21 protein-coding genes and 1 tRNA gene are annotated in these 22,433 nt (G+C 64.5%); 5 read left to right on the top strand and 17 right to left on the bottom strand.

The genetic code is table 11. The features are described 5' to 3' along the window. Positions 1-4 precede the first annotated feature (4 nt). A complete protein-coding gene (locus ACVILL_RS24645) occupies positions 5-961 on the top strand; it encodes an N-acetylmuramic acid 6-phosphate etherase (protein WP_456731402.1) in 957 nt (318 codons plus the stop codon). An 11-nt stretch (positions 962-972) separates the two neighbouring features. Further along, positions 973-1,971, top strand: coding sequence for an SIS domain-containing protein (locus ACVILL_RS24640; RefSeq protein ID WP_456731401.1), 999 nt, complete (start codon positions 973-975; stop codon positions 1,969-1,971). Between the two features lie 349 nt (positions 1,972-2,320). Here ACVILL_RS24640 and dhaK read toward each other — a convergent pair whose 3' ends face one another. The 14 genes from dhaK to ACVILL_RS24570 all read right to left on the bottom strand — a co-directional run bounded on the left by dhaK (position 2,321) and on the right by ACVILL_RS24570 (position 14,107). Next, entirely contained in the window at positions 2,321-3,304 is a 984-nt protein-coding gene (gene dhaK / locus ACVILL_RS24635) for a dihydroxyacetone kinase subunit DhaK (RefSeq protein ID WP_456731400.1), read from the bottom strand. 36 nt (positions 3,305-3,340) lie between these two features. Beyond that, positions 3,341-3,763 carry a hypothetical protein gene (locus ACVILL_RS24630; protein WP_456731399.1) on the bottom strand — a complete coding sequence of 141 codons (423 nt, stop codon included), beginning with the start codon at positions 3,761-3,763 and terminating at the stop codon, positions 3,341-3,343. Continuing rightward, on the bottom strand, positions 3,756-5,375 hold the full coding sequence (gene ptsP, locus ACVILL_RS24625) for a phosphoenolpyruvate--protein phosphotransferase (RefSeq protein ID WP_456734352.1): 1,620 nt from the start codon (positions 5,373-5,375) through the stop codon (positions 3,756-3,758). The genes ACVILL_RS24630 and ptsP overlap by 8 nt, the downstream gene beginning before the upstream one ends. A gap of 1 nt (position 5,376) precedes the next feature. After that, complete coding sequence (locus ACVILL_RS24620; protein WP_456731398.1) at positions 5,377-5,679, bottom strand: HPr family phosphocarrier protein; 303 nt, start codon at positions 5,677-5,679, stop codon at positions 5,377-5,379. 30 nt (positions 5,680-5,709) lie between these two features. After that, a complete protein-coding gene (gene dhaM, locus ACVILL_RS24615) occupies positions 5,710-6,102 on the bottom strand; it encodes a dihydroxyacetone kinase phosphoryl donor subunit DhaM (protein WP_456731397.1) in 393 nt (130 codons plus the stop codon). Further along, entirely contained in the window at positions 6,099-6,722 is a 624-nt protein-coding gene (dhaL, locus tag ACVILL_RS24610) for a dihydroxyacetone kinase subunit DhaL (RefSeq protein WP_456731396.1), read from the bottom strand. Before dhaL ends, dhaM begins: the two co-directional genes overlap by 4 nt. Before the next feature lie 21 nt (positions 6,723-6,743). After that, positions 6,744-7,769 carry an ABC transporter ATP-binding protein gene (locus tag ACVILL_RS24605; protein ID WP_456731395.1) on the bottom strand — a complete coding sequence of 342 codons (1,026 nt, stop codon included), beginning with the start codon at positions 7,767-7,769 and terminating at the stop codon, positions 6,744-6,746. After that, complete coding sequence (locus ACVILL_RS24600; protein ID WP_456731394.1) at positions 7,762-8,859, bottom strand: ABC transporter ATP-binding protein; 1,098 nt, start codon at positions 8,857-8,859, stop codon at positions 7,762-7,764. The genes ACVILL_RS24605 and ACVILL_RS24600 overlap by 8 nt, the downstream gene beginning before the upstream one ends. 4 nt (positions 8,860-8,863) lie before the next feature. Then, complete coding sequence (locus tag ACVILL_RS24595; protein WP_456731393.1) at positions 8,864-9,082, bottom strand: hypothetical protein; 219 nt, start codon at positions 9,080-9,082, stop codon at positions 8,864-8,866. Continuing rightward, positions 9,079-10,056, bottom strand: a complete 978-nt coding sequence (locus ACVILL_RS24590) for a carbohydrate ABC transporter permease (RefSeq protein WP_456731392.1) — start codon at positions 10,054-10,056, stop codon at positions 9,079-9,081. The genes ACVILL_RS24595 and ACVILL_RS24590 overlap by 4 nt, the downstream gene beginning before the upstream one ends. Further along, entirely contained in the window at positions 10,053-11,027 is a 975-nt protein-coding gene (locus tag ACVILL_RS24585) for a carbohydrate ABC transporter permease (RefSeq protein ID WP_456731391.1), read from the bottom strand. Before ACVILL_RS24585 ends, ACVILL_RS24590 begins: the two co-directional genes overlap by 4 nt. A 70-nt stretch (positions 11,028-11,097) precedes the next feature. Further along, the gene (locus ACVILL_RS24580) at positions 11,098-12,456 is read right to left on the bottom strand and encodes an ABC transporter substrate-binding protein (RefSeq protein WP_456731390.1); all 1,359 of its coding nucleotides are present in this window, start codon (positions 12,454-12,456) and stop codon (positions 11,098-11,100) included. A gap of 679 nt (positions 12,457-13,135) precedes the next feature. Continuing rightward, the gene (locus tag ACVILL_RS24575; RefSeq protein ID WP_456731389.1) at positions 13,136-13,684 is read right to left on the bottom strand and encodes a hypothetical protein; all 549 of its coding nucleotides are present in this window, start codon (positions 13,682-13,684) and stop codon (positions 13,136-13,138) included. Between the two features lie 348 nt (positions 13,685-14,032). Further along, positions 14,033-14,107, bottom strand: a tRNA-Gln gene (locus tag ACVILL_RS24570). A 235-nt stretch (positions 14,108-14,342) separates the two neighbouring features. On the opposite strand from ACVILL_RS24570, the gene ACVILL_RS24565 reads away from it, so the two are divergent. Then, entirely contained in the window at positions 14,343-16,121 is a 1,779-nt protein-coding gene (locus tag ACVILL_RS24565) for an acyl-CoA dehydrogenase (protein WP_456731388.1), read from the top strand. A 188-nt stretch (positions 16,122-16,309) separates the two neighbouring features. Here ACVILL_RS24565 and ACVILL_RS24560 read toward each other — a convergent pair whose 3' ends face one another. Together ACVILL_RS24560 and ACVILL_RS24555 are read right to left on the bottom strand one after the other, a co-directional pair. Beyond that, positions 16,310-17,284: a helix-turn-helix domain-containing protein gene (locus ACVILL_RS24560; RefSeq protein WP_456731387.1), complete on the bottom strand. Its 975-nt coding sequence runs from the start codon at positions 17,282-17,284 to the stop codon at positions 16,310-16,312. Positions 17,285-17,341: 57 nt separating this feature from the next. Further along, positions 17,342-18,340, bottom strand: coding sequence for a helix-turn-helix domain-containing protein (locus tag ACVILL_RS24555; protein WP_456731386.1), 999 nt, complete (start codon positions 18,338-18,340; stop codon positions 17,342-17,344). Between the two features lie 483 nt (positions 18,341-18,823). Here ACVILL_RS24555 and ACVILL_RS24550 point away from each other — a divergent pair, with 483 nt between their 5' ends. Together ACVILL_RS24550 and ACVILL_RS24545 are read left to right on the top strand one after the other, a co-directional pair. Continuing rightward, positions 18,824-19,387, top strand: coding sequence for a DinB family protein (locus ACVILL_RS24550; RefSeq protein WP_456731385.1), 564 nt, complete (start codon positions 18,824-18,826; stop codon positions 19,385-19,387). Positions 19,388-19,504: 117 nt separating this feature from the next. Beyond that, positions 19,505-20,233, top strand: coding sequence for an alpha/beta fold hydrolase (locus ACVILL_RS24545; RefSeq protein ID WP_456731384.1), 729 nt, complete (start codon positions 19,505-19,507; stop codon positions 20,231-20,233). On the opposite strand, the gene paoC is transcribed toward ACVILL_RS24545, so the two are convergent. After that, the gene (paoC, locus tag ACVILL_RS24540; protein WP_456731383.1) at positions 20,230-22,431 is read right to left on the bottom strand and encodes an aldehyde oxidoreductase molybdenum-binding subunit PaoC; all 2,202 of its coding nucleotides are present in this window, start codon (positions 22,429-22,431) and stop codon (positions 20,230-20,232) included. The two genes, ACVILL_RS24545 and paoC, sit on opposite strands and share 4 nt — an antisense overlap. Between the last annotated feature and the right edge of the window lie 2 nt (positions 22,432-22,433).

Genomic DNA, 22,433 nt, shown 5'->3' with positions numbered 1-22,433 from the left:
CAATATGGCCACCGAAGAAGTCGATCCCAGATTTGCCGACCTTGATGCATGGTCGCTGAGGTCAGCGATGGAAGCGATGTGGGAGGGCCAGCTTGCGGCGGTCGCCGCGATCGGCCATGGCCTTCCCGCGATCACTGCGGCAGCCGAAGCGGCCAAGACGGCGCTGGGCGATCGCGGTCGCATCGTATATGTCGGCGCCGGCACGTCAGGCCGCGTGGCTGTCCAGGACGGCGCCGAATTGACGCCGACCTTCGCCTGGCCCCGCGAGCGCGTCCGCTTCGTCGTTGCCGGCGGTGACAGCGCGTTCGTCACCAGCATCGAGGGCGCGGAGGACGATGTCGATGATGCGGTTACGCAGATCAACGCCGCACGGCTCACGCCGCACGATGTGGTGATTGCGGTAGCCGCCAGCGGCACAACGCCGTTCACGGTCGCGGCGCTGGAGCGGGCAGGGTCTTTCGATGCAGTGACGATTGGTGTCGCCAACAATCCCGGCACCGCACTGCTGGCATTGGCAAAGTTTCCGATCCTCGTCGAGACCGGCCGCGAGCTGATCGCCGGCTCCACGCGGATGAAGGCGGGCACCGCGCAGAAGGTCGTGCTCAACCTTATCTCCTCAGGAATCATGCTGCGCCTTGGTCGGGTATATCGCGGCATGATGGTGAACATGCCGCCGACCAACGCCAAGCTGAAGCGGCGCGCCGAGGCCATGGTCGCGCAAATCGCACGCTGTAATCCGTCGCACGCGGCACGCTCGCTCGGGCAGGCCGAGGGAGACATCAAGATTGCAGTCCTTCTGGCGCTCGGTGTCGACAGGGTTGACGCGGAGACCGTCCTGAAGAACTGCGACGGCAACCTTCGGCAAGTGTTTGTCGAGCTCGCCAGGAATCGTGACTCGCATCGTGACCGACTCCCAAAGGGAGCGGCGGGACGCGGCCGAGGCGGAGTGGTTGAGCCGTGACGACATCCGCGATGGCGAGCGAAATCGGGGAAAGCGCGGATGTTGTCGCTAACATTGTTCGCAGCCGACCCGCCACGCGCGACATCGCGCAGCGGATTGGGATTGGCTCCGCCCCTTTGTGCGTCGTGTGTGGTCGGGGAAGCTCCGGGCATGCCGGGGTTTTCTTGAGATATCTTGTTGAGACGCGGCTTCGCCTTCCCGTTTCAGCAAGTGCTCCCTCGGTGATCACGGCATTTTGCACACCCTTGATGCTGCGCGATGCGCTGTTCATCGTGATCTCGCAATCCGGGCGCAGCCCGGATCTCGTCGCCGCGACCAAGTCGGCACGAGCCTCGGGCGCGCGCACGATTGCCATCGTCAATGCGACGTCGTCGCCGGTGGCTGACGAAGCGGAATTCGTCGTTCCGATCGAAGCCGGCCAAGAACACTCCGTAGCGGCGACGAAGACCGTGATCGGCTCGATGGCCGCCAGTGCCGGACTGGTTGCCGAGCTGGCGCAAGATCGTGCGCTGCGGTCAGCCCTCGACCGGCTGCCCGAGCGCCTGCACCGCGCGCTGGCGCTCGACTGGTCGGAGATTGCCGACGATCTCGTCAAGGCATCAGCTGTGTTTGTGGCGGCTCGGGGCCTGGGCCTGGGCTCGGCGAGGGAGATCGCGCTCAAGCTTTCGGAAATCATGCGCCTCCCCTCCATCGGACTGAGCGCCGCCGAGCTGCAGCATGGGCCACGTGCCGCGCTATCGTCGCGCACGCCAGTTGTCATGATGCGTGTGATGGATGAAACGGCGGCCACGGTGGACGCACTGGCAGAGGAATTGCGCGAGCAAAAGATCGCGCTGCATCTCTGCGGCGGACCGCATGGCTCGCTGCCTTGGTTGGTCGAGGATGACCCCGCCACCGACCCGATCACCATGCTCGTTCCGGCCTACCGGATGATCGAGCAGGCGGCATGCGCGCGCGGATTTGACCCGGATCGTCCCCCTCGCCTGAGCAAGGTTACCGAGACGTTTTGACTGATCGCTGGCTGGCGACCAAAGCAGGAGCGACATCATCGTCAAAGCGCAACAAACGCGAGCAGAAGCGACCGAATGGGCGGCAAAGGCGACCAAGCTGATCGCTATTCTGCCGCTCATAACGGTCTGGTTGCGGGTTCGAGTCCTGCCGGGCCCACCAATAAATCAATGGCTCGGCACTCGCGATCGCCGGAGATCCTGTCTACTCCGCGCAAAAAAGATGCCGCGCCCGAAGGACACGGCAAGTTTCAGGGAGGGTAAATCGGCAGACTCCCGGTGCATGCCTGAGACCCCGGCCCATCGTCGGTCGGGGCGCAATCTGAAAATCAGCGGCCGTTCACCGCGGTGGTCACCATTTCAATGCGGCCGTACGCACGGGATGATCCCAGAGCGCTGTGGACTCGCTGTCGAGCAGGCTCACGGTGAGCGAGCAGCCCGCCATGTCCAGCGATGTGACGTAGCTGCCGACCAGCGAACGGGCGATGCGCAGGCCCTGCTCCTCGAGCATCCGGCGCGCCGCGTTGTACATCAGATAGAGCTCGATTGTCGGCGTGCCGCCGAAGCCGTTGACGAGCAGCAGCGCCTCGGTACCGGTGCGCGCGCCAAGGTCATCGGCGATCGCGTTGATCATCTCGGCGGCGATTGCGTCGGCCTGCGCGAGCTTGACGCGGCGGCGGCCAGGCTCGCCGTGAATGCCGACCCCCATCTCCATCTCGTCTTCGGCAAGTGCAAAGGTCGGCGTGCCCGCAGCCGGCACGGTGCAGCTGGTCAGCGCAACGCCCATCGAGCGCGTCTGTGCGTTGATGCGCTCGCCGAGCGCCGCGCAGGAGGTGAGATCGGCGCCTCTCTCGGCGGCGGCGCCGACGATCTTCTCGACAATCAACGTGCCGGCGACGCCGCGCCGCCCGGTACTGTAGGTAGACTTCTCGACCGCGACATCGTCATCGGTCACGATGGTGGCGATCCGACCCTCGGCGATCTCGGCTGCCATCTCGAAGTTCATGCGGTCGCCGGCATAGTTCTTGACAATGAACAGGACGCCGGCATCGCCCGCGACCGCCTGTGCGGCCTCGACGATCTGGTCCGGCGTCGGCGAAGTGAACACCTGGCCGGGACAGGCGGCATCCAGCATGCCGTAGCCGACGAAGCCCGCATGCAGCGGCTCATGCCCGCTACCGCCCCCCGACAACAGCGCGACTTTCTTCGAGTTCAGTTCGCGGCGACGGACGAATTTCCGCTCAGCGCCGAGCATGACTAGGTCGGCATGCGCGGCGGCAAAGCCGTCGAGGCTCTCCGCGAGCATGTTATCAACCGAATTGATGAACTTCTTCATTGTGTCCTCCCGCTTCGTCCGTTTGGCGCTTCTCGCCTATTTTTCCCGCATGATGGCAATCAGTCGCCGCGTGAACTCCTGGAGCAGCGTGTCGAGCTCGGCGTTGCGCTTGGCGCTGCCGAGGTCCGGCAGATGCAGCGTCAGCATCCGCTCGTGCGAGCCTTCGCTCAACCGGCCGACGCGGCGCGGATGTGCGCGCGCATAGGCGCGCAGGAAGGCTGCCTTCGCCTGTGGCGGAAAGTGGCAGACATCGAAGATCGTGTTGAGATGCTGCACCGGTATCGGCACCGGATATGCGGGATTGCTGATCTGGCTGACGAAGCTGCGGTTCTTGCCCATGGCATGGGCCAGCCGAAGCCGCATGCCGGAGGGACGGCTCTCCAGCACCTCCTTGAAGATGCGCTTGTAGACTGCCACCGCGCCGGCTTCGGGCGCGTCATCGGCCGCCGTGTCAGCCAAGGCCGCCTCCGCTGCTCAGCCGGTCGATGGTCTGCTTGATCTGCGCGAGCGCCGATGCATTGACGGAGAGTTCGCGCAGGCCACAATTCAGCAGGGCGGGCAGGCAGCGCGGATCACCCGCCATGTCGCCGCAGAGGCTGACGCTGATGGCGGCGCGGCGCCCATGCTCCGCAGTCCGCGCGATCAGTTCAAGTACTGCCGGATGCAGCGGATCCATCAGGGGCGCGAGAGCTCCGTTGGAACGGTCGCAGGCCAGCACATATTGCGCGAGATCGTTCGAGCCGATCGAGAAAAAGGACGTCTTGAAGCTCGCGATTGCCAGGGCCGCCGCCGGAACCTCGACCATGATTCCAAGTTCGGGCAGCATCGCGGCAATGCCGTCCGCCTGCAAGCGCTGCACGACATCTGCGAACAGCTTCCGCCCCGCCTCGAGCTCGTCCGCCGAGGTGACCATCGGGAACATGACCTTGAGATTGCCGCGCACCGCGGCCCGCGCCAGCGCGCGGAGCTGAACCGCAAAGATCTCGGGCCGAGCGAGGCACAGGCGCAGGCCGCGCACCCCGAGGAACGGATTGGCTTCGCCGTCCACCGTGAAGCCCGGCACCGGCTTGTCGCCGCCCGCGTCAAACGTCCGAATGGTGACCGGTCGCCGGTCTGCCCAACGCAACACCGCATCGTAAGCCTGAAACTGCGTCTCCTCGTCAGGCAAGCCACCACGCTCCGTCAGCAGGAACTCGGTGCGCATCAGGCCGATGCCGTCGGCATATTGCGCGTCGGCATGCTCGAGATCCTCAACGCGCTGGATATTGATGAAGAGCTTGATCCGCTCGCCGCGCCAGGAGGCTGTCGGCCGCCGCAGGATCGCGCGCGCGGATGCCCTGCTCTTGAGATGGCTGTCGCGCCGCTTCTCGAAAGTACGGACTTGTTCGGCATTGGGATCGAGCTCCAGCGTCGCGCCTTCGCCGTCGAGCAACGCCATGGTGCCGAAATCTGGAATTGAACCGAGCTGCACCACCATCGGGATGCCGCGCGCGCGCGCCAGCATCGCGACATGGCTGGTCGGGCTGCCGCGCAACAGCGCCAGGCCACCGCCGCCGGACCAGTCGATCTCGAGGAATCGCGACGGCGGCAAATCGTCGGCGCAGACCACGCCCCCGTTCGGGATCCTCAGCGGCTGCCCCTGGTCGCCACGCAGAATGTGGACCACGCGGTCGCGCAAATCCGCAAGATCGGAGGAACGCGCTTTCAGATAGTCGTCCGGTGCGGAATCGTAGTCGGCGATATGCGCGTCGAGCGTCGAGCGCCATGCGATATCGGCCGGACGTCCCTCGCCGACCGACGCAAAGATCGCCTCGATCAAATCCTCGTCCTCCAGCAGCGCAACTTGGAATTCGAGAATCTGCGCAGCTTCACCGCCAGCGCTGGCGGCAAGATCGGCGATCTGCCCACTCGCGACGTCGATCGCATTGCGCAAGGCCAGCGCCTCCTCGACCAGTGTGCCGGCCACGCGCTCGCCGGCCGCGCCCGCATCGACACGGACAAACGGGCCATGGGCAAAGCCGATCGAGGCGGTCCTGCCGCGGTACGCCAGACCTGCAGCGCCGCCCTGCATGCTATGGTGCTCCATCCGGAAAATCGCCTGCGATCAGATCGACCAGCGCCGCGACCGCGGCCTCGGCATCGCTACCGGAGGCCTTGATCTCGATCGTGCTGCCATGTGCCGCGCGCATTGCCATGATCTTGGCCACGCTCTTGGCATTGATCCATTCCGGCGCGCCCGCGACACGCACGGAGATCTGAGCCTGGAACTTCTTCGCGAGCTTGGTCAGCTTGACCGCGGGGCGCGCGTGCATGCCAACTGCATGCACCAGCTGCACATTGCCGGCGAAAATCTGTCCGTCCGCTCTATCAAGCATGCTCATCATCCATTAATCGCGTCGCCGATCTCAATCGGCAGAGAGTTCCTCGGCCACGGCTCTGACCTGGGTCAGCGAGCTGCCGCCCGCAGCCTCGGTCGCCGCCATGACGGCGCCCTCGACGATCGGCGCGTTGCAGACGACAACGAGATCACGCCTCGCCGGCTCCAGCATTTCGACCGCCATTTCGCTGTTCGTCTCGGCGCCGCCGAGGTCGACAAGCACAGCAACGCCTTTCGACGACCAGGCATCGTTGATGGCATCGATGATCAGCGGCACGCTGGTGCCGAGACCACCATCGGGATTGCCGCCGCAGAAGGCGACCTTGACCTCGCTGCCGACCATCTGCCGCACCATGTCCGCGGTTCCCTTGGCGATATCCCGGGAATGCGAGACGATCACGATCCCTACGGTATCGGTCATTGCCGCGCCTCCAGGCCAGCGCACACAGCGTGCAGCAGAACGCAGCTCGATCGTGCCCCGGGATCGACATGACCGACGCTGCGCGCACCGAGGAACGACGCCCGGCCCTTGGTGGCTTGCATCGGCACTGTGCGGTCGACCGCTTCAGCTGCGGTGATGCGCACCCGCGCGATCAGATCGGGCTGGCCGGCGCCCGCTTTCAGTGTCTCCAGCACCGGAACGAGCACATCGAGCATCGTCTTCTCGCCGGCCTGCGAGTGACCGCGCGCGCTCACCGCGTCCACTCCGCTACCGAACACGTCGGCGAGATCGTCAGGCAGGTGTTTGTCTCGCGACAGCGCTTCGCCCGCGGCGAGAAAGAAACTGCCATAAAGCGGGCCGGAGGCGCCGCCGACCGTCATGACAAGGGTCTTGCCGATCGCCTTGAATGCCTCGTTGAGCGGCTGCTCCGAGATGGCATCGAGCTTGCCGAGCACGGCTTCGAAGCCGCGCTTCATGTTGGTCCCGTGGTCGCCGTCGCCGATCGCCTGGTCCAGGCTCGTGAGCTCCGGCGCGCTGGCGATGACCTGCTCGGCGGCCGCCTTGAGCAGCGACTTGAATGTCTCCGGTTGCACAGACATCTATCTGAACCTCTCGCTCCCCTATTGAACCATCGAGCCGATGCGTTGCCCCGCACGGTCGAAACACAGCGGACGCAGCAGTTGCAATTCAACCTCCTGGCCGGCCCGCAGCGGTTGATGCGGATCCGCCAGCGTCACCAGCGTTTCGCCCTTATAGTCGAGGTGAACGTGATTCTGCTCGCCGAGATGCTCGACGCGATGCACCCGACCGACCATCTGCCCGCCGTTGCGCGCGGCGATCTGAAGGTGCTCGGTGCGGATGCCGACCGTCTCCGTTTCCGGCGGTATCGCCACATCGGACAGCAGCCGTGCGGGCAGGAAGTTGATCTGGGGCGTCCCGAGCCGCGATGCGACGTAGCTGCTGGATGGATTTTCGTAGACCTCCCTCGGCGTGCCGAGCTGAAGCAGCCGACCGTCCCTGATCACGCCGATCCTTGACGCCATCGTCATGGCTTCGACCTGATCGTGGGTCACATAAAGGATGGTCGCGCCGAGCTCAAGCTGGATCCGTTTCAATTCGAGGCGAAGCTCTGCGCGAAGCTTTGCATCCAGCGACGACAGTGGCTCGTCCATCAGATAGATCGAGGGGTCGCGCACCAGCGCGCGTCCGATCGCGACCCGCTGCATCTCACCTCCCGACAGGCGAGTGGCGCGATTATTCAGCTTGCTGGCGATATGCAGGAGCTCCGCGGTCTGCTCGACACGCTTGCGGATCTGTGGCTCCGGCACGCGCCGCGCCGGAGAGCGCAGCGGGAACGCGAGGTTGTCATAGACCGACAGATGCGGATACAGCGAATATTGCTGGAACACGAATGCGATGTCCCGTGAACCCGGCGGATCATGCGTCACGTCGTGGCCGCCGATCATGACCGAACCAGCGTCGGGCCTCTCGAGCCCGGTGATCAGCCGCAGCGTCGTGGTCTTGCCGGCACCGCTCGGCCCGAGCAGGACGAGGAACTCACCGTCGTTCACCGTCAGTGAGAGGTCGAGCACCGCCTCTACCGCGCCGAAGCGCTTGCTGATATTGCGCAAACTGACGTCAACCATTGCGCCCTCCCTCCTCGCCGGCGGTCCTGATTGCAAGGCCGCTGCCGGCATCGAACAGTGAGAGCCGAACGGAGTTGAATTCGAGGCCGACGGTCTCTCCGATCCGCACCGAGGCGCTCGACGGCAGCCGCGCCGCGACCCGTCCATAGGCCGTGTCGATTGTGACGATCTGCGTCGTGCCGAGATATTCCGCGCCAAACACCTCGCCACGAACGGATCCGGCGTCGCTGAAGCGAATATGCTCCGGACGAATCCCGAGGGCCAGCGCGACGCTGGAGCGGTCCTCGCGGATCTCGGGCACCACGAGCCTGGTGTCATGAAAATTGATCGCCCGGTCACCAGATCGCAGGCCGCCCTCGAAGCGCAGGAAGTTCATCGGCGGCGAGCCGATGAAGTCCGCGACGAACATGCTGGCAGGCCGGTCGTAAACCTCCTGCGGCGTGCCGATCTGTTCCACGAGCCCCTTGTTCATGATCGCGATCCGGTCGGCCATCGACATCGCTTCGAGTTGATCGTGGGTGACATAAACCGTGGTCGCCTTGATGCGATCGTGCAAGTCGCGCAGCTCGCCGCACATCAGATGACGAAACTCGGCGTCGAGCGCGCCCAGCGGCTCGTCCATCAGGAAGGCCTTCGGGCGCCGCACCATGGCTCGGCCGAGCGCGACACGCTGGCGGTCACCGCCCGAGAGCTTCGATGTCTTACTCGACAGCAGATGCTCGATCCGCAGCATCCGCGCGGTCTCCTGCACCCGCTCACGAATCTCGTGCCGCGCCATGCCCTGGCACTTCAGCGGGAAGCCGATATTCCGCCCGACATCCATATGCGGATAGAGCGCGAACAGCTGGAACACGAACGCGATATCGCGGGCGGCGGCACGGTGGAACGTGACATCCTCCCCGTCGAGCAGGATCTTGCCCTCGGTCGGCAGCTCGAGGCCGGCGATCATGCGTAAGGTGGTGGTCTTGCCGCAGCCGGAAGGGCCGAGCAACGCGAAGAAAGTGCCGTCGTCGATGGTGAAGGTCGACCCTTCCACCGCGGTGAACTGATCGAACGACTTGCGAAGATTTTCGATGCGAATCTGAGCCATGTCCCTATTCCGGAAAGTGGCTGACGACGACGAAGCCTACCGTGCCGGCCAGAATCGTCACGAATGAGTAGCTGTAGAGATCGATCGAGAAGGGCTGCACCAGCATGAAGATGCCGCCCCCGATCAGGGTCATCGCAACGGCCTCCCAGCGCCGGCGACTGAAGAAGCGGTGCAATGTCCGCTTGGTTCCGTTGGCCCGCCTGGCAACAGCAGAGTTGCTCATTTGCGCACGGCTCCGAAGGTGATGCCGCGCAACAGATGCTTGCGCAACAGCACGGTGAACATGACGATCGGGACGACGAACAGCGTGGTCGCGGCGGCAACCGCCGGCCAGTCCTGCCCGCCCTCACCGATGATGAACGGGATGAAGGGCGGCATGGTCTGCGCCTCGCCGCTGGTTAGCAGAACCGCGAAGGCGTATTCATTCCAGGAGAAGATCAGGCAGAAGATCGCGGTCGCCGCAATTCCGGTGACGGCCTGCGGCAGCACCACCTTGCGCAACGCCTGCAGTCGCGTATAGCCGTCGATGAGGGCCGCCTCTTCGTACTCGCGTGGGATCTCGTCGATGAACCCCTTGAGTAGCCAGACCGCGAGCGAGACGTTCACCGCGGTATAGAGCAGGATCATTCCGAGCCTGGTGTCGGTCAAGTTGAGCTGCCGGTACATCAGATAAATCGGGATCGCGACCGCGACCGGCGGCATCATCCGCGTCGACAGAATGAAGAACAAGAGATCGTCGGCCAACGGAATGCGGAAGCGCGAGAAGGCGTAGGCCGCGAGCGTACCGAGGAAGACGGCGAGGAAAGTCGAACCGAACCCGATGATCAGCGAGTTGACGAAGCGCGGAACGACTTTGGACGGCCCGGCAGTGACCATGTCACGCTTGCGGACCAGCTTGTCATACCAGGTCTCCGGGGGCGGCAACTTGGCGATGAAGTCAGGTGTCTGGCGGGTGCGCACCGTGAACAGGTTGACATAACCTTCGAGCGTCGGCTCGAAGATCACCTTGGGCGGATAGGCGATGGCATCGCTTTGCGACTTGAAGGCGGTGGCGACGATCCAGAGCAGCGGCAGGATCGTGATCAACGCATAGAGGATGACGAGAGCACCAGCGAATGCCCTGGTGCGCGGCGAGGCCTCGACGATCGAGTGTGCGCTGGATCTGGCCAGGACAGATTTGGCTACGGCAGCGGTCATCGTTGCTTCACCTTGTTGAGCGCTTTGACGTAGATGTTGGCGGCCCCGAACACGGCCACGAACAGGATGATGGCGAGCGCGGAGGAATAGCCGGTGCGCCACTTCTCGAATGCCGCGCGCTTCAGTGTGATCGACACGAGCTCGGTGGTCGATCCCGGCCCTCCCGACGTCAGCAGGTTGACCATGTCGAACATCTTGAAGTTCTCGATCGCGCGAAACAGCACCGCCAGCATCAGGAACGGCACCGTCATCGGCAGCGTAATCGACCAGAACTGCCGCCAGGCCGAGGCACGATCGACTTCGGCTGCCTCGTAGATGTAATCCGGGATCGAGCGCAGCCCCGCGAGACAGATCAGCATCACGTAGGGCGCCCACATCCAGGTGTCGACGAGCACGATGGTCCATGGCGCGAGCGCGACCTGCCCTGTCATGCTGAAAGAGCTCGGCGGCACACCGGTGAACAAGCTGATCAGATAGTTGAACGGGCCGATCTGCGGCTGCAACAGCAGCGTCCAGAAATTGCCGACGACCGCCGGCGACAGCATCATCGGCAGAAGGATGATCGTGGTCCAGAAACTGTGGCCGCGGAATTGACGGTTGATCAGGAGCGCGAGCCCAAAGCCGACCACGACCTGCAAGGCGACCGAGCAGATCACGAATTGCGCGGTGGTCTGGAGCCGGAACCAGACGTCCTCGTCGTTGAGTATGTCGTTGAAATTGTCGAGCCCGACAAACCGCAGCGGCAGATAGGACATGCTGAGGTTGAGGCTGGTGAAGGACAGCCGGATCATCCAGACCAGCGGGAAGATGTTGATCGCAAGCAGCAGCGCAATCGTCGGCGCGACGAACAGCCATGCGATGGTCCGGTCGGACAGACCATGGACGCGGCGCGCGGCGCGGGATTTGGCGGGCTCGCTCACGCCCGGGATGGTAGCATGCTCGGGTTGCAGGATCGTCGTCATCTTGTCCATCGGCTGGGCTGGTTCAGCTTCCCCGAGGCTGACCTCGGGGAAGCCGGTTCAGTTGGGCGCGGCGTTCGGGCTATTGCGAGGCGACTTGCTTGCCCTGTTCCTTGAACACCTTGGTCCAGTCCTTGACCAGGAGATCGAGCGCCTGCTGCGCGGTACCCTTGTCGGCGACGACGTAGTCGTGCACCCGCTTCTGCATATCAAGCAGCAGCTGGGCGTAGGACGGCTCGGCCCAGAAGTCCTTGACGATGCCCATCGACTCCAGGAATTGCGGCGCGAACGCCGCGCTCTTCGGGAAGTCCGGCGCGTCGACCACCGCCTTGAGCGCCGAGTAGCCGCCGATCTGCCACCATTTCTGCTGCACGGCGGGCTGCGCGAACCACTTGATGTAGGCGAGCGCGTCGTCCTTGCGGTCGGAGGTCGCAACCACCGAGATGCCCTGTCCGCCGAGCTGGGTGAAGTGCCCGTTCGGGCCGGCCGGATTGACGAAGAAGCCTATCTTGTCGCCGCCGACATTCGGATCCTTGTAGAGGCCGGGGAAGAAGGCGAACCAGTTCATTTGCATCGCCACCTGGCCCGACTTGAAGGCATCGAGCCCTTCCTGCATGTAGGCGTTGGTCATGCCCGGCGCGGTGCAGCACTTGTAGAGTTCTTTGTAGAACTCGAGCCCCTTGGCCGCCTCGGCGGAATTGACGATGCCTTGCATCTGGTACGGCTTCTTCGGATTGTCGTAACTGAAGCCGTAATTGTAGAGCACGTTGGTCACGCCCATCGTGATGCCTTCGGAGCCGCGCTCGGTGAAGATGTAGGCGCCATAGACCTTCTTGCCGTCGATCTCGCGGCCCTGGAAGAACTCCGCGATCTGCTTCAACTCGTCATAGGTTTTCGGCGGCACCAGATCACGACCGTACTTGGCCTTGAAAGCCGACTGAATGTCGGGCCGCGAGAACCAGTCCTTGCGATAGGTCCAGCCCACGGCGTCGGCCATCGCCGGCAGCGCCCAGTAGTTCGCCGAATTCTTCGGCCACTGCGAATAGCCGACAACGGTCGCCGGGACGAAGTCGTCCATCGAGATGTGCTCTTTGTCGAAGAAATCGTTGAGCTTGACGTACCACTTGTTCTCGGCGGCGCCGCCGATCCACTGGCTGTCGCCGATGATCAGGTCGCAGAGCTTGCCGTGCGAGTTGAGCTCGTTGAGGAAGCGATCCGCGTAGCTCGTCCAGGGGACAAACTCGTACTTCATCTCGATGCCGGATTGTTTGGTGAAATCCTTACCGAGTTCGACCAGCGCGTTGGCCGGATCCCATGCCGCCCAGCACAGCGTGAGCTGCTTACCCTGCGCCGCAGCTTCGCCTCCGCCAAATATCCCCAGCAGCGCCGCCCCGAGAACCGTGGTGGCCGCTGAGCTTCTCAGCCAATTGAATGTCCGCATATCCGTTTCCTCTCTCGTTGAAGCGTCCAACCCGCTCAGCGCGCCCTGCCGGAGCGACGCCAAGACCCTGAAACCGAGTTTGAGGAGCGATGAGTGAAGGACGAGACGGACCGCTGCCGGAGACGGCTCCGGCATGGCTTGGGCTCCTCCTGCACATCGGCGCTCGATGCGCGATGTTTAGTTTTTTGTATTACTAAACGTAGTACTAAATTTTTTTGGCCCGTCAAGCCGGTTCTCGCGACCTTGGCGAAAATATTCCCGACGCTAGCACGCGCAAGCGTCGATGTTCGCAATGCAACAAATTGCCCAAGGATTGTAGCGAATGCGGCGAACAACGATTGCCGATCTGGTCCGGCGGACGCATTTCGGCCCGTCCCGATAACAGGAAAGCCAGAAGGTTAGCCACAGCCGGCATGTTTAGTATGCTACTTTACTGAACGTTCAACAAAGCGATTGAGCGCGCGAACAGCCTCGGCCTGGACTGGCGTGCTCAGCAAATGACCTCCCCGCAAGCGGCGGGATAGCACGAAAATGATCGGCTTGACCTAGCAGCGGCTCGTCATACCGAGGCAACGCGGCCAGCCTGATCTGGGTGGAAGATGCAGCAACTTTGCTTTGCTTGCAGTTGAGCGATTGCTGCGCGCCAACGCGGCGATCGCATCGGCGGCCGGCCGATCAATCAGTTGGCCCGCTTGGGGCGGACAAGCTCTACGATGCCTTCGTCAAGGGCGGAAAAGGCAACCGGCTGCGAACCGCTGAGAAGCTGGTCGTGCTGTGCCGCAAGGCATGGCGTGTCGTGCACCGCCTGCATCCTGCCGAATTTCCGTCGGACGTTCCAAACCCCTGGCTGGGCGTCACGATGGCAACGCGGGTCAAGCTGGTCAAACACGCCGTCACGCGAGAGCAGACCTACAAATTCGCTCACGGTTGCATCGAGCGCGGCGAGCCGGAGTGCGGTGCTGCCGCGGCGATCTGTTTCGAGTGGCTGCAACGCCCAGAAGATGTGATTGCCGGACATATCAAATGGACCGGTTTCAGGAACGGGCCAAGACCGACGATCCGGATCGAGCACCGTAAGACCGGCGCCGTGATTGACCATCCTTTGGAAGAACGGCTGGCCGGTGGCGAGGTCGTCAAATTCTACGAGGGAAGCCGAGGCGGTCCTGGCGAAACTAGCCCGTCGTGGCGTGCCCATAATCCTGCGAGAAGTCGAGGAAGGCGTGTCCAAGCCCTACTCGTTCTCTGGCATGCAAAAGATTGTCCAGCGCATGAGGAAGGAAATCGGCCAGCCCAAAGAGTTCACCCTCGACGCTTCCCGGCACGGGGGCATGACCGAGCTTGAAGAGGGCGAACTCACCGAGGGCCAAGGTCGGGCCCTATCTGCGCACCGCACCGGGAAAGCTATGCCGGGTATGCCAAACGGACCGAGGCGCGGATGTTGTCGGCGCCCCGGAAGCGGCACGCCGACGTGCTTGCGAACCAAGCGGCAACAGACGTTCAGAATGCGGCTGCTAGCGCCGTTCAGAACGACAGATCGGAACAAACTAAAATCACATGAATTATCAATGCGTTAAGTTGGCTGGGGCGGGAGGGATCGAACCTCCGAATGGCGGAATCAAAATCCGCTGCCTTACCGCTTGGCTACGCCCCAACGTGCCGATCGAGGGCCACGTCGGTCTATAGGGTGAGTCCCGCCATTTCAACAGGGCGGCGAGCGAAAACGCAGGAAAGCCGCAGGGTGATGCCGCCGCGCCCGTGATGGCGGGCCGCCTGATGCCGCAACGCCTTGGTGGCCGAAACAGACCGCGCGATGTCCGTTCGGACTGTTGAGAGGCCGCCGGTTTCATGGGATGACAATTTGCAAACGCCTCGTCGGGAGTAACGCCATGACCTACCGTGCACCGATCAACGATATCCTGCTGTCCCTCAATCACGGTGCGGGGCTCGCTGCCGCCGTGGAGGCCGGCCACTACGGCGACTTCGAGGGCGACATCACCGCTGCGGTCCTGGAAGAAGCCGGCAAGTTCGCCTCCGATGTGCTGGCGCCGCTGAACAAGGTCGGCGACGAGCACGGCATCAAGCTCGACAACGGCAAGGTGACGACCGCGCCGGGCTGGCCCGACGCCTATCAGCGCTGGACAGCGGCGGGATGGAACGCGGTGTCGGGCCCGGAAGCGTTCGGCGGCCAGGGCCTGCCGCTCGCGATCAACGCCGCCTGCACCGAGATCTGGAGCGCGTCGAACGTCGCCTTCGGCCTGTGCCCCTTGCTGACGCTGTCGGCGATCGAGGCGCTCGAAGCCCATGGCAGCGCGGAGCTGAAGAAGATCTATCTCGAGAAGCTCGTCACCGGCGAATGGACCGGCACGATGCAGCTCACCGAGCCCAATGCCGGCTCCGACGTCGGCGCGCTGCGCACCCGCGCCGAACGCGCCGATGACGGCACCTACCGCCTCAAGGGCACCAAGATCTTCATCACCTATGGCGAGCACGACATGACCGACAACATCGTGCATTTCGTGCTCGCACGCTTGCCCGATGCGCCCGCGGGCACCAAGGGAATCTCGCTTTTCCTGGTGCCGAAATTCCTGGTCAATGCCGACGGCTCGCTCGGCGCGCGCAACGACATCCATGCCAGCGGCGTCGAGCACAAGCTCGGCATGCACGCCTCGCCGACCTGCACCATGACGATGGGCGACAAGGGCGGCGCGATCGGTTTTCTGATCGGCGAGGAAAACGCCGGCATGCGCTGCATGTTCACGATGATGAACCAGGCCCGCCTCGGCGTCGGCCTCGAAGGCGTCGGCATCGCCGACCGCGCCTATCAGCAGGCGTTGGCCTATGCGCAGGAACGCCGCCAGGGCAAGGCTATCGGCCACAAGGGCGACGGCATGGATCCGATCATCGTGCACCCCGACGTCAAGCGCATGCTGATGCAGATGCGCAGCATGACGGCGGCGGCGCGCACGATCTGCTACGCCACCGCGGTCGCGCTCGACGTCTCGGTGCGCGCCAAGGACGCCAAGGTGCGCGCTGACGCCGCCGCGCGCGGCGCGCTGTTGACCCCGATCGCGAAAGCGTTCTCCACCGATGTCGGCAACGAGGTTTCCTATCTCGGCGTGCAAGTCCATGGCGGCATGGGCTTCATCGAGGAGACCGGCGCCGCGCAGCACTATCGCGATGCCCGCATCACCTCGATCTATGAGGGCACCAACGGCATCCAGTCGATCGACCTCGTCACCCGCAAGCTCGGCGCCAATGGCGGCGCCTCAGTGTGGGCGCTGCTCGACGAGATCAATGCGACCATTAAGCAGGTCGAGATCTCCAACGATCCGGCGTTCGGCACCACCGGCGCCAAGTTGCGCGACGCCCACGCCGCGCTGGAGCGCGCCAGCAAATGGCTGCTCGAGCGGCTGGCCGCCGCGCCGAACGAGGCGCTCGCCGGCGCGACGCCATACCTACGGCTGTTCGGCGCCACGCTCGGCGGCTGCATGCTCGCCGGCGAGGCGCTGGCCGCGAAGGCCAATGGCGAGGCCGAGCCGCAGCGCTACGTCGCACTGGCGCGCTTCTTCGCCGAGAACATCGCCGTGCAGGCACCGTCGCTGGAGAAGACGGTGACGGAAAGCGCCGAGGCGGTCACCGGCGCAGACGCGGTGCTGGCGGGGTAATTGCCCGGCGTTCTCTCGGCCACACGTCGCACCACATTCACAGCCGTCGTCCCTGCGAAAGAAAGCAGGGACGACACCGGATTTGTCGAACGGCCGGTGGGCACACGCTCGCATTCTCGCGACATGATCTGTCCGAGCTTTGCATTGTCCCTCGGAGGAAGGGCGTCGACGTCGATCGTGCCAATCGCTCAGACCGGCAGATCGCCTCGTTGCAGCGCACGGCCAAGGGCGAGCGTGGCGCTGGGGTTTTCTCCGAACAGATCCCGGTAGTCCTTTGCCAGGCGCCCCATATCCCCGGGTATTCCCCACTTCTGCGCTGCAAGAGCTACCGTCGCGGCGTTGCTCGAAAGCAATTCCCGTCTGATCCTGTGCAGCCGCAGCCGGCGAACATGGTGATGCGGCGTGTCCCCCAGGGTCTCCGAGAACGCGCGAAACAGCGTGCGCGGCGACGTCTGCGTGGCGCTCGCGACGTCATCGACCGAGATCGCCGTGGACAGATGCCTTCTGATGTAGTCGCGGGCTTTCCGGACGATCATCGCTTGCCCGACGGGACGAACGCGGCCGCCGCCCCTATCGGGCAGGCGCGCATAGTGACTGACCAGCGTGCGCAGCATCCGCCTGCCAATTTCGAGCCGCTTGTCCCTGATGTCGCCGGAGGCGTGAAGGCTTTCGACCTGCTCGCTCAACGCGGCGAGCGCATCGGGCTCGATCGGTTCGGCGTGAAGACCGGTCCGCCTTATCAGGCTACGATTGATGACGAGCCCTTCCTGCTCGGCTTCCCGCTGCAATTGTTTTGCCGTCAGGGTTGCGGTGACATAGAGCGACGTGCCGTTGAACAGGACATCGCATTTGCCGCCCGGCAGGATGACGACGACGTCGCCGTCCATCACGTGGCTGAGCCAGAACAGCGAGCCGGTTCCGATCCTGAGGCCGACGCCAAGCGTCATCGCATCACCGGAAATCGCGCCGGTGACGAGGGCATGGCCGTGGATCAGGCCGCTGCTGAAGACAATGCCGTCCCGCGCCGCAAATGCGAGGCTGCCGTGAACCCGGCCGGCCGGCAGCTGGATCGCCTCAAGCTCGGCGTCGAACACCGCGTTCCTGAGATCATCGACACTGCTGATGTCGAAGCGATGCCACGTTTCGAGTGCGACAGCCGACAAATCCCAGCTCCTGGATCGACTTCGTCGTCGAGGATAGGGAGATGGCCGCGCCGATTGCTACGCCGTTCGTGCCAATCTTCGCGGAACCGCGGTTCGCAACGCCGCGACGGTCTCGCTCGGCTTTTCGCCGAACAGCTCGCGATACCAGCCTGACATCCGGCCCAGCTCGCTGATGCCCCAGTGATTGGCGACAAGCGCGATCGTGCAGGCTTTCTCGGCGTCGCTCGCCAGATCGTGCCGGATACGATGCAGCCGCAACCGCCGCACGTAGCTTTGCGGCGTATCGTCGAGAACATCCGCAAATGCCCGAAACAGCGTGCGTCGCGACGCGTAGGAGGCGGCGGCGAGCTCCGCGATCGAGATCGGTTCGGACAGACGGTCGTAAATGTAGGCACGCGCCCGCTCGACGATCTTGCTGTGCAGATCGCGTTGGCGTCCCCTGTTGACCTGGCGCGGCGGACGCGCCAGGTGCGCGATGAGCGCCGACAACAGGCGTTTGGCGAGGTGAGCGTGGTGGCCGCCTCCGCCGTGATGAACGGACTGGAAGGCGCGCTCGAATTCCGCCAGCGCAGCCGGTGCAAGACAGACCGGGTGGATGCCTGTCCCACCCAGACGGCTGTCCAGAACGAGCTCCTGCTTCGCGGCCTCTTCCGCCAGCTTCTCCGCCGACAGCGTGACCGCGGCATAGAGCGATCCCGGCGTGTAGAGCGCGTCGTGCTCGTCGCCCGGCAGGAAAACACCGACGCTGCCCGTCTTGATTTCGTTCAGCCAGTGGCGCGCACCGCTTCCGATCCTCAAGGCAACGCCGGTGGTGATCCGGTCCTGCGACAGCGGCCCGAACAGGGAGACCCGCCCCTCGATCAATCCGCTGCTGCAGACGATCCCATCGTCGTCGCTGAACGCGAGACCGCCCGACAAGTGCCCGGCGGACATCTGGGTTGCCTCGAGGCCGGCGCCCCGCACCGCATCACTCAGATCCTCGATGCTCGATATCGGAACGCACGACCAGACGCCGGGTGGGTGCATGGCGGGAGGGTGCACGGCGGGCGGATGCACGTCGGCAGGTTGAACTGTCTGCATCTCGACACGTCTTTCTCTTGGAGCGAAAACAGCTCCTGGGAGCGAAAAGACTTCAAGTTAAGCGTGCAGCGATAGCTATGGCCGACCATAGCGCGGTCAGCTTGGCAGGGTCCATGCGGTTCAATCGAGAATTGAGTACGACCATATGCCGCATCCACGGCCGCATTATCCAAGGCCAATTCCGAAGCCACTTCCACGGCCGCGAGCCGCGTCGCCTCTGCGATAACCTAAGACTAAAATTTGAAGTAGATGTAACAGCGCACAATCGCTCACCGCTGAGGACCAGGCCCGCCAGCGGTGACCCGATCAACGCACTATCTGAGATGGTGTTCCTGGCGCAGTCCGATCGACCACGGGTTGATCCCGTGGATCGGCCGGATTGACGACCACGAGCTGGAACGCGGGTCGACCGGCTGGCGGTCGAGCCCGCCTGAAACAGTCAATTCAGTGAGGACCGATATGCCGGCGAGCCTCGTTCAGACCTTTCGTGCCTTTGCCTACAACAATACCTGGGCCAATCATCGCCTGCTCACCGCCTGCGCCGGGCTCAGCCAGACGGAGTTCGCCGCGGCGCGGACCGGGTTCTTCCCGAGCCTGCAGGCGACGCTGAACCACATCCATGTCATCGATCTCTTCTACGTCGACGCGCTCGAAGGCGGCCGGCTCGGGCCGAAGGCGTGGGCGAATGAAGTGCCCTACCCGTCGGTCGCAGCGCTGAAAGCTGCGCAGCGCGCGATCGACCAGCGGCTGATCGCTCACTGCGATGCGCTGACGCCCGAGCGGCTCGATGACGTGGTCAAGGTCAATCGCGACACCTCCGTGCAGACCGAGCGGCGCGACCGCCTGCTGATGCATCTGTTCCAGCACCAGATCCATCATCGCGGCCAGGCGCATGCGATGCTGTCCGAAACCACGGTGAAGCCGCCGCAGCTCGACGAATTCTTCGCCGCCGGCGAAGCGCCGCTCCGCGCCGCCGAGTTCAATGAACTCGGCTGGAGCGAAGCCACCGTGTGGGGCGGTTGAAAACGTGAGGTTCCACCCGCTACCGGGTCGATGTGGGCTGGTTCCTGAGGCGCAATGAGGTCTTGAATCCCGGCCGCTGCGCGCCACCTCTCGGTGATATCTGGGGAACTCGTAAGAATGCCATTCGCCAACCATCGCGGCCAACGCATCCATTACACCGTGGAGGGGTCCGGGCCGCTGATCGTGCTGCAACACGGCCTGCTGCTCGATGCCGCGAGCTGGAAGCAATGCGGCGTGGTCGACGCGCTTGCCGATCGCTTTCGCGTGGTCTGCGTCGATTCGCTCGGACATGGCTTGAGCGACAAGCCCGACGATCCCGCGCTCTACAACCAAGCGCAGCGCGCCGGTGACATCGTCTCCGTGATCGACGATCTCGGCGGCGAGCGCGCGCATGTGGTGGGACATTCGATGGGCGGCTGGGTCGCGGTCGGCGTCGCCCGGTTCTTCCCGACGCGGCTGGCGTCGCTGGCGATCGGCGGCTGGGACTTTCTCACCGGGCTGCCCCGCGGCAATGCCGGGCCGCTGACCTACGGCGCGTTCATTACCTTCGCCCGCCGCACCGTGCCGGAGCTCGCCGAATGGGTGACGCCCGATCTCGAAGGCGGCGTGCGCGCCTGCTTCAATGCGCTGGGCCAGGTCGACGGCGCCAAGGACGCGGTGCTGTCCTCGCGGGTGCCGGTGCTGCTCTGGAACGGGCAGGACGACGGTCCGCACGCGCCGATGCAGCGCTTCGCCGCGGAGAACGGCCTGGACGCGATGTCTGTCCCCGGCGACCATCTCGGCGCGCTGCTGCAGCATGGCGCCGCGATCGGCCGGGGCATCGGCTCGTTTGTCGGCCGCGGCTAGACCGGCATCCCCGCGAGCAGCTTGTCGAGCGTGATCGGATAGTCGCGCACCCGCACGCCGGTCGCGTTGGTGACCGCATTGGCGACCGCGGCTGCGACGCCGCAGATGCCGAGCTCGGCAACGCCCTTGGCCTTCATCGGCGAGGACATCGGATCGGTCTCGTCGAGGAAGATCATGTCCTGGTGCGGAATGTCGGCATGGACCGGCACCTCGTACGCCGCGAGGTCGTGCGTGACGAACAGGCCGTGACGCTTGTCGACCACCAGGTCCTCCATCAGCGCCGCGCCGACACCCATTGTCATCGCGCCGATCACCTGGCTGCGCGCCGCCTTCGGATTGAGGATGCGGCCGGCCGCGCACACCGCAAGCATCCGCCGCACCCGAATTTCCGCCGTATCGGCATCGACGCCGACCTCGACGAAATGCGCGCCGAAGGTCGATTGCTGATAGGTCTTGGCGAGATCGCCGTACTCGATGGCGTCTTCCGCGATGAGGCCGTCGCTCCCCGCAGCCTGCGCCAACGGCACGCTGCGATTGCCGGCGCGAACCACGCCGTCTGAGAATTCCGCTTCGTCGGAGTTGAAGCCGAGCTTCTGTGCGATGGCCTCGCGCAACTTGACGCAGGCCGCATAGACGCCGGCGGTCGAATTGTTGCCGCCCCACTGCCCGCCAGAGCCGCAGGACACCGGAAAGTCGGAATCGCCGAGCCGAACCGAGACCTTGTCGAGCGGCACGCCCATCATCTCGGCCGCGGTCTGCGCGATGATGGTGTAGGAGCCGGTGCCGATGTCGGTCATGTCGGTCTCGACCGTCACGTGTCCCTCCGCATCGAGACGCACGCGCGCCGCCGATTTGGTCACGAGATTGTTGCGGAACGCGGCGGCAACGCCCATGCCGATCAGCCAGCGTCCGTCGCGGACCTGGCGGGGCTTCGGATTGCGCTTGCTCCAGTCGAACCGCGCAGCGCCCTCGTTCAGGCATTGCACGAGCTGACGCTGCGAAAAGTGCCGCTGCGGATGCTCGGGATCGACCTCGGTGTCATTCTCGATCCGCAGCGCGACCGGATCCATGCCGAGCTTCTCGGCCAGTTCGTCGATCGCGATCTCGAGCGCCATCATGCCGGAGGCCTCGCCGGGCGCGCGCATCGCGTTGCCCTCGGGCAGATCGAGTGCCGCGAGCCGCGTTGCCGTCATCCGGTTGGCGCCGGCATAGAGCAGCCGCGTCTGGCTCACCGCCATCTCGGGCTCGCCGTCGCTGACATTGCCGGACCAGCTTTCGTGACCGATCGCGGTGATCTTGCCGTCGCGCTCGGAACCGACGCGGATACGCTGGATCGTCGCCGGACGGTGCGTCGTGTTGTTGAACATCAGCGGGCGTTGCAGCGCCACCTTGACCGGACGGCCCGCCGCGCGGGCACCGAGTGCTGCGAGCAACACGTCGGCGCGCAGGAACAGCTTGCCGCCGAAGCCGCCGCCGATATAGGGAGACACCAGACGAACGTTCTCCCTGGGAATCCCAAGCGTCTTGGCCATGTCCTCCGCGCCCCAGGCGATCATCTGGTTGGAGGTCCAGACCGTGAGCTTGTCGCCATCCCAGGCCGCGATCGACGCGTGGGGCTCCATCATGGCATGGCCCTGATCGGGCGTGGTGTAGGTGGCATCGAGCTGCACGGGCGCCGCGGCAAAGGCGGCGGCGAAATCGCCGACGGCGGTGTCGGCCGGGCCACCGAACGACGGATTCGGTGTGATGGCCTTGTCGCGTCCGGCGGCAAGATCGAACCGGCCGTCGCCCTTCGCGTAGTCGATGCGGACCAGCTGTGCCGCTGCGCGAGCCTGCTCGAAGGTGCCGGCGACGACGACGGCGACCGCCTGGTGGTAATGCGCGATCTCGGGCCCGCCGAGCAGCGGCGCCGCGTTGCGTTCGCCCTTGCCGAGCTTGCCGGCGTTCTCGGCCGTGACGATAGCGAGCACGCCGGGCGCCTCCTTCGCCGCCTCAAGATCGATCGCCGCGATCCGGCCTTTGCCGATGGCCGATCCGATCACGTAGCCATAGGCCTGGTTGGCCACGACGTCGTGCCGTTCATAGGCGTAAGGCGCGGTGCCGGTGGTCTTCAGCGGTCCTTCGATCCGGCTGGTCGGATGGCCGATCACCTTGAGCTGGTCGATCGGATTGAAGGTCGCGGGATGTTCAAAACGCATGA

The organism is Bradyrhizobium sp. USDA 3364, from assembly GCF_054056355.1.
Note: the sequence above shows the minus strand (reverse complement) of the source record. Positions and strands in the feature narration are given on the sequence as shown.

Bases quoted from the DNA above. Each gene is read 5' to 3' on its own strand.
- paoC (WP_456731383.1), bottom strand. From the start codon at position 22,431: ATGCGTTTTGAACATCCCGCGACCTTCAATCCGATCGACCAGCTCAAG.
- ACVILL_RS24565 (WP_456731388.1), top strand. From the start codon at position 14,343: ATGACCTACCGTGCACCGATCAACGATATCCTGCTGTCCCTCAATCAC.
- ACVILL_RS24600 (WP_456731394.1), bottom strand. From the start codon at position 8,859: ATGGCTCAGATTCGCATCGAAAATCTTCGCAAGTCGTTCGATCAGTTC.
- ACVILL_RS24550 (WP_456731385.1), top strand. From the start codon at position 18,824: ATGCCGGCGAGCCTCGTTCAGACCTTTCGTGCCTTTGCCTACAACAAT.
- ACVILL_RS24585 (WP_456731391.1), bottom strand. From the start codon at position 11,027: ATGGACAAGATGACGACGATCCTGCAACCCGAGCATGCTACCATCCCG.
- ACVILL_RS24595 (WP_456731393.1), bottom strand. From the start codon at position 9,082: ATGAGCAACTCTGCTGTTGCCAGGCGGGCCAACGGAACCAAGCGGACA.
- ACVILL_RS24580 (WP_456731390.1), bottom strand. From the start codon at position 12,456: ATGCGGACATTCAATTGGCTGAGAAGCTCAGCGGCCACCACGGTTCTC.
- ACVILL_RS24645 (WP_456731402.1), top strand. From the start codon at position 5: ATGGCCACCGAAGAAGTCGATCCCAGATTTGCCGACCTTGATGCATGG.
- dhaL (WP_456731396.1), bottom strand. From the start codon at position 6,722: ATGTCTGTGCAACCGGAGACATTCAAGTCGCTGCTCAAGGCGGCCGCC.
- dhaK (WP_456731400.1), bottom strand. From the start codon at position 3,304: ATGAAGAAGTTCATCAATTCGGTTGATAACATGCTCGCGGAGAGCCTC.
- ACVILL_RS24545 (WP_456731384.1), top strand. From the start codon at position 19,505: ATGCCATTCGCCAACCATCGCGGCCAACGCATCCATTACACCGTGGAG.
- ACVILL_RS24590 (WP_456731392.1), bottom strand. From the start codon at position 10,056: ATGACCGCTGCCGTAGCCAAATCTGTCCTGGCCAGATCCAGCGCACAC.
- ACVILL_RS24605 (WP_456731395.1), bottom strand. From the start codon at position 7,769: ATGGTTGACGTCAGTTTGCGCAATATCAGCAAGCGCTTCGGCGCGGTA.
- dhaM (WP_456731397.1), bottom strand. From the start codon at position 6,102: ATGACCGATACCGTAGGGATCGTGATCGTCTCGCATTCCCGGGATATC.
- ACVILL_RS24640 (WP_456731401.1), top strand. From the start codon at position 973: ATGGCGAGCGAAATCGGGGAAAGCGCGGATGTTGTCGCTAACATTGTT.
- ptsP (WP_456734352.1), bottom strand. From the start codon at position 5,375: ATGCAGGGCGGCGCTGCAGGTCTGGCGTACCGCGGCAGGACCGCCTCG.
- ACVILL_RS24620 (WP_456731398.1), bottom strand. From the start codon at position 5,679: ATGCTTGATAGAGCGGACGGACAGATTTTCGCCGGCAATGTGCAGCTG.